This is a genomic window from Microcoleus sp. A6-C6 (assembly GCF_036705955.1).
Taxonomy (GTDB): Bacteria; Cyanobacteriota; Cyanobacteriia; order Cyanobacteriales; family Microcoleaceae; genus Microcoleus.
The window spans coordinates 32,619-39,284 of the sequence record NZ_JAUBVR010000060.1 but is presented as its reverse complement, the minus strand read 5'-3'; the positions used below and the strand labels follow the sequence as shown (position 1 = coordinate 39,284).

Annotated in this window: 5 protein-coding genes and 1 pseudogene; 4 read left to right on the top strand and 2 right to left on the bottom strand. The window is 41.6% G+C overall.

Translation table 11 applies throughout. The features are described 5' to 3' along the window. Positions 1 to 276: 276 nt before the first annotated feature. From QUB52_RS21245 to QUB52_RS21230, 4 genes and pseudogenes are all read left to right on the top strand, one after another. Positions 277 to 501 carry a hypothetical protein gene (locus tag QUB52_RS21245; protein ID WP_332970718.1) on the top strand — a complete coding sequence of 75 codons (225 nt, stop codon included), beginning with the start codon at positions 277 to 279 and terminating at the stop codon, positions 499 to 501. Then, positions 498 to 760, top strand: a pseudogene (locus tag QUB52_RS21240) (Txe/YoeB family addiction module toxin). The gene QUB52_RS21245 and the pseudogene QUB52_RS21240 overlap by 4 nt, the downstream one beginning before the upstream one ends. A 316-nt stretch (positions 761 to 1,076) precedes the next feature. Then, positions 1,077 to 1,667, top strand: coding sequence for an alpha-ketoglutarate-dependent dioxygenase AlkB family protein (locus QUB52_RS21235; protein ID WP_332972845.1), 591 nt, complete (start codon positions 1,077 to 1,079; stop codon positions 1,665 to 1,667). A gap of 60 nt (positions 1,668 to 1,727) precedes the next feature. Then, positions 1,728 to 3,089: a hypothetical protein gene (locus QUB52_RS21230; protein ID WP_332972844.1), complete on the top strand. Its 1,362-nt coding sequence runs from the start codon at positions 1,728 to 1,730 to the stop codon at positions 3,087 to 3,089. Between the two features lie 389 nt (positions 3,090 to 3,478). On the opposite strand, the gene guaA is transcribed toward QUB52_RS21230, so the two are convergent. Beyond that, positions 3,479 to 5,080, bottom strand: coding sequence for a glutamine-hydrolyzing GMP synthase (guaA, locus tag QUB52_RS21225; protein WP_442923174.1), 1,602 nt, complete (start codon positions 5,078 to 5,080; stop codon positions 3,479 to 3,481). A gap of 344 nt (positions 5,081 to 5,424) precedes the next feature. Further along, the gene (gene cbiD / locus QUB52_RS21220) at positions 5,425 to 6,576 is read right to left on the bottom strand and encodes a cobalt-precorrin-5B (C(1))-methyltransferase CbiD (RefSeq protein WP_332972842.1); all 1,152 of its coding nucleotides are present in this window, start codon (positions 6,574 to 6,576) and stop codon (positions 5,425 to 5,427) included. Between the last annotated feature and the right edge of the window lie 90 nt (positions 6,577 to 6,666).

Sequence of the window (6,666 nt, the reverse complement as noted above, 5' to 3'; positions counted from 1 at the left end):
GTGAATCCGGCTGATGTTAATGCTTTGTTGATTTATCTGGAAGTGCGGAACCGTAAGCAGCCTGCTGCTGTGGGAAAATGAATAGATAGAACCACAAAATTGATCGGCTTTGCCTTGATTGTTGGCTAAATTGTACAGAATATCCGTAGGGACATGGCAATGCCGTGTCCGGTGCGGGACTCTGCAATTTTTAAATCACTATGCCATACTAGATTTGAGAAGATCACAGTTTGGGCGCTACTGTATAATTATCAAAACTAAAAATAGGTAAAAACGATGTCAACAGTTTATCGTTTAAAAGCTAGCGAACTCGATCGCAATTTCTTAGAAAAAATAAAGGCGATTTTTGGAGATAAAGAGATTGAAATTATTGTCACCGAATTTGATGAAACTGAATATCTTTTAAATTCAGAAAGCAACAAAAATCGACTTTTGAGAGCAGTTGAGAATGTTAAAGAGGGTCAAAATTTAGTTGAAGTTAACTTACAGGATTTGGAATGAGCAGAAGAATTGTTTTTGAATCCTCTGCTTTTGCAGATTTTAACGAATGGGCGAAATTGGACAAAAAGATTTATCGTAAAATTGTCGAACTGATTAAAGATATAGATCGATCGCCCTTTGAAGGATTGGGTAAACCTGAACCTCTGAAATACGAGTTAAGTGGTTTTTGGTCTGCATCGATAATGAACATCGTTTAGTTTACCGAGTGACGGATGTCGAAATTGCGATCGCCAGTTGTAAGTATCATTACAGTGAGTAGTCGTAGGGTGAGCAGACTAAAAGGCTTGAAATTTATTAGTTTAACCGATTTACCCAGTGGGCGATCGCACCCAGGGACAGTTTGGCGCAAATCTTAGGTGGCGAGGGATGTAGGATATTCATAGAAGATAAGTATGGGTGTTTATCTCAGTCAAGGAGTCGATCGTAGATTTTGAGGCCGATCGATGGTATGATCGGAAAAATTATGCAAAATCATCATTCCACACCCCTTGACTGGAGTTCAGGCAATTATGTATCATCAGATAAGACTTTGGGATAATCAGCTAGATAGCAGTAATCTATTTTGATAAAAAAGTATGCAACAAGAAGAAGTTATTAATACAGATGGAGAAGTTATATTATATCCTTCTTTCTTAAGCATCCAAGAAAGTGACCATTTTTTTTTAGATTTATATTATAGTGTTAAATGGAAACAAGATACCATTCATTTGTTTGGGAAAAAAATGCCATTACCCAGACTGACAGCTTGGTATGGAGATGAAGGTAAATCCTATACTTATTCCGGTATAGAACAGCATCCAGAACCTTGGACGGCCACACTCAAGTCAATTAAATCAAAGGTTGAAGAGATATCAGAAGTTACTTTTAATAGTATTCTTCTCAATCTATATCGTAATGGTAAAGATAGTGTTTCATGGCATAGTGATGACGAGCCAGAATTAGGACAAAATCCTATTATAGCCTCAGTTAGTTTTGGGCAAACTCGCCGATTTTCCTTAAAGCATAAAATATCAAAACAGCACAAAATTGATATTGATTTGCCAAAGGGTAGTTTGCTGTTGATGAAAGGTGAGACACAGCACTACTGGCAACATCAGATACCGAAAAATTCTCAATCAGTTGACCCCAGAATCAATTTAACTTTTAGAGTTATCAAACCAGTTTAATAACCTCAAACAAAAAGTCATCAAATTTATTCAATTTATCACATCACGGGTAATCGAGTTATGAAAAATTTATTTTTATTAGGAACATTAAGTTTTAGTATTGCTTTTAGTTTAGGTATAGTAGTAGATAAAAATTTTACTAAAAGTGCTGTCATAGGTGGTATAGCGACAATCAGTACCCTGAGTAGTGCGTTGGTTTTAAGCAAAAAATCTGAACTAGAACTGAAACTGCTAGACAGCCACACGGAAAACTTAAAAAGCATTGAAAATAATATTTTAAAGCTTAAAAGTAAAAACCAAAAACTTGTCAAAGAAATTGATAGCAAAACTCAATCAAAAATAACGATTGAAGGAGAATACAACTCAATCATTAGAGAAGTTGAGCGGCTTAAAGAAGAGATTAAATCTCTAAATACACAGCGAGACAGTCTGCAAAATGTAATTTTTACTCTGGAAACTAAAGAGAGACAAATTTTACAATTACTTGACAATAAAAATCAGTCAAAAACAACTATAAAACAACAAAATACTTTGGTTTTGGCAAAAACCAAAGAACCAAAATATAAAAGTACCAAGAAAATCAAAGATTTTCCCGAAAAAAATACCTTGTATGCACAAAAATTACTTTCCGTGTCAAAAGATTTTTGGTCAATATATGAGTATAATGTCGAGACTTTTCGTTCTCAAATACCGCGCAGTAATTGGGGATATTATTGGGGTCAACTAGCGCATGGCTTGAATATTTTATCCGAAGAAAATACTCTTTTGGCTTATTTTGCCTTTTATGGTGGTTCTCATTACTATAAACTCTTATATTTATTAGACCGATTATTTAACCATTTAACTCTATCACAAACAGATCTAAATATAGAGATAATTGATTATGGATGTGGCCAAGCATTAGGAACAACTTGCTTTTTAGATAGTTTAAAAAAGCAGAGTTTGCCTAGACTAAAAATAGAGACAATTACATTAATTGAACCTTCGGAAATAGCTTTAAGTCGCGGCGTTATACATATTAATCATCTGGGTTTAGATGCACCTAATTTAGATATTAGAGCTGTGAATAATCAGCTTCAGTATTTAAATAAAAAAGATTTATCAACATCAAAAACAACCATCAAGCTCCATATATTTTCAAACATATTAGATGTGACAGGATTTGACATCAATAACTTAGCTAATACTATTAGGGAAAGTCAGTCAGGTATCAATTATTTCCTTTGTGTTAGTCCTACAGATTTACAAAATAGAATTCAACAATTTTTCAACTTTTGGGTTCAAAATGGATGCTATACACAAGAAATCCAATTATCATCAGAAGATTTGTATCAAGAGACATGGAGGTTTAAATTAGATGAATTTAAAACTGATAAAATTCATAGAACTCAAAAGCTGTTTTCTGTTAATCTATCAAGTTGAATCAATTAAAACTATGTTTTAATTGATTCACTTTGGGGTGATTGTGAGTCTTATACTATGCCATAATTGAAGTTGACGCGCAGTTTTTACCAACTATTCCTGTGACGTTTTCTGGGCTTTGCTGTGTATCGGGATAGCTGTGAGTTGACTTTGTTATACTGTTTTTGGATGCGGTGGCCACAGAATAAAATTATCTCGAAGCGTACTGGTAAAGGTTAATTTAACAGCCGATCGCCCTTTGCGCCATATCCACCGCCAAAACCATCTCGATTGTAGTGCGATCGCCCTTTTCACTCCTCCACCCCCTAAAAATCGAAAGAAACCCAAGGGTTCGCAAGTCCAGCAGACGGACAAAAATATTGTCCGCCCACTCAATAGCTAACTAGCAATCATTCCCACTCGATCGTACCAGGCGGCTTAGAAGTAATATCGTAAACCACCCGGTTAACACCCTTAACCTCATTCACAATCCGGTTCGAGATCAATTCCAACAAATCATAAGGAACCCGCGCCCAGTCAGCCGTCATCCCATCTTCGCTCTTAATAAATCGTAGAACGATCGGGTAAGCATACGTGCGCTTGTCGCCCATCACCCCTACACTGCGAATCGGCAGCAAAACTGCAAAAGCTTGCCAAAGTTCGTTGTACAATCCGTGCCGGTTGATTTCTTGGCGCACAATGAAGTCAGCATCGCGCAAAATATTCAGTCTCTCTGCGGTAACTTCTCCCGTAATCCGAATCGCCAATCCAGGGCCGGGGAAAGGTTGTCGGTTGACGATTTCTTCGGGAAGCCCGATCGATCTGCCGACTTTTCGCACCTCATCCTTAAACAACTTTCGCAGCGGTTCGATCAGCTTAAAACACAAATCCTTAGGCAAACCGCCGACGTTGTGGTGGCTTTTGATTTTAACAGCAACTCGCTCGCCGTTTGCTGGGTCTACATTCGTATCAGCCGACTCAATCACATCCGGGTAAAGAGTACCCTGCGCGAGGTAATCGAAGGGGCCAAGGCGCTTCGATTCTTCTTCAAACACACTGATAAATTCGTGGCCGATCCGCTTGCGTTTTACTTCAGGATCGGTAACACCTTCAAGTTGAGCCAAAAAGCGATCGCGAGCTAGAACGTACTGCACTGGAATGTGGAATTCCTCTTGAAATAATTTCACCAACCGTTCCGGTTCGTGCTTTCGCATAAACCCTTGGTCGATAAACATACAGGTAAGTTGGTCGCCGATCGCCTGGTGCAGCAAGAAAGCCAAAGTTGAAGAATCAACCCCGCCAGATAGAGCCAGCAAAACTCGTTGGTCTCCCACTCTGGCTCTAATATCGCGAATAGTTTCCTCGACAAAAGTAGCTGTTGTCCAAGTCGGTTCGCACTCGCAAATATGATAAACAAAATTGCGAATCAAAGCTTGTCCGCCGATCGAGTGAACCACTTCTGGGTGAAACTGCACCCCGTACAAACTTTTCTCGTGGTTAGCAACAGCAGCAGACGGAGTATTATCCGTGTGAGCGAGGATCTCAAAACCTGCTGGCAACTCGGTACAGGAATCTCCGTGGCTCATCCACATCGTGGCGCCTTCTTCGACATTTGTCAGCAAATCCGTAGGATCGTCAATAAATAGCGATGCCTTACCGTATTCAGCTAACTTAGCCCGCTCAACTGTCCCGCCGAGTTGCTTTACCATCAACTGCATCCCGTAGCAGACGCCCAACACCGGTATTCCCAGATTCCAAATTTCCGGGTCGCATTGGGGAGCTTTTTCATCGTATACAGAACTAGGCCCTCCCGAAAGAATAATTCCTTTAGGATTGATAGCTTTTAACTGTTCTGCCGTAGTGCGGTAAGAAATAACTTCTGAATATACTTGAGTTTCGCGAATGCGGCGAGCAATCAGTTCGGAATATTGCGAACCGAAGTCGAGAATCACGATTATCTGGCGGTCTATTAGCCCCAGAGAAGAGTCTGTGAGGTCTGATTCAGTTTCTATTTGAGTAGTCACGGTTATTGCGTAGTTGCTAATTGCTAATTTTGCAGAACGTAGCGGAGGTATTTGTCGCCACCTGAGTCGAAGACTGAAGGCGAGCGAGCATTAGTCGCTAGGAATAAATCTTATTTAGACTAGATTGCTGTCAGCGATGTTAGTCGATTAATAGGGCTTACGGCAAGCATATATTCACTGCGAGATTTACTCTAATTAATTGCACTCTTGCATCATAAATTGCGTCAAGTAGCAACCTAGTATAATTAAGATCTAGGGACTGAGAATTATTACTTGTTAAATATTATCCCCGATCGCTCTTTTAAAAAGAATTCAGGGATATTCACACTACATTAACAAATTTGGGTCAGAAATGTATCCCCTATGTCACTTTTAACAATAATTTGGCGATCGCGCCCAAACATCACCGAGCCCACGGGGATACGCTGGTTAGTGTGAGTAAAAATGCAATCGGACGATCGCAAGTCGATTTGTCGGGCGATGTCGCCGTAAATTCGATCGACCAAATTGCTGCCAGTTGCCGCATCCACAGCCCGCAGTTGGCCGAGAGCTTCTTCGGCTGTCGCCGCGGCAAAAATCGCGGAACACGCATCGGCGGGCATTCCAGCTTGAGCACAATAAGCTGTGAGAATTTCCCTGCGCCCGTCAGCGAGGTGGTGGTGAGTGTGAAAAATCCCCGCCGCCAATTTCATCAATTTACCGTGATAGCCAAACAGCAAAATTGACTGCACGCCCTGACATCCAGCCTCTACCAGTAGCGGGCCCAGCCAGTTAGCCGTTTTCACCAGCCGCTGCGGATTGATGCCCAATTTCCGCGCCAAATCCAAGCCGTTTTCGCCGATGCAGAAGACTAAACAGTCAAACAATTCGGCTTTTTGTTGCAGTTGTTCTCGATAAACTTCCAACTGTCCGGGGGCACTCAGCGGTTGAGAAATCCCAGTTGTACCCAGCAGGGAAAGTCCTTCTACGACACCGAAAGCTTCGTTAGAAGTGCGAGTGGCTAGTTGCCGCCCAGACGGCAGAATTAGGGTGACAGTGATGTTTTCTCCTGGTGCGAGTTCTCTGCCCAGATTCGATCGCAGCAGCCGCATCGCATAATCATAGATTGCCGCTCCTCCACCCACTGCGTGACGCCCTATACCTTCACCGCCGAGAATCACAATCTGCTCCCCCTCTCCCCCTCTCCCCCTCTCCCTCTCTCCCTCTCCCTCTCGGAACACTTCCACCATTGCCCAAACGGGCGTATTGCGAGTCAGATCGAGGTTGTCTCCCGGCTCCGAGCGAGTCACACCTAAAGCGGTATCAGTTTTGAGTACAGATGCTTGTTCGATCGCAATTTCTGCCGTTATTGGCGGTTCCAGTAAATCTACTGATACGCTATCTACACACTTAGTAGCATCACGCAAGCACCGCAGTGCTGCAAGTGCGGCGGCACAGGCAAATACTGGCAGTGTATACCCGGATAAAGGTTGAGTTTTGGTCACGAAAATTCAAGAATCGGTAAATTAGTCGGCGAGCGACATCATGCACTAGCAGTGATACCCCTTAAGCATTTAAGCTTAATTCTAGGGTTT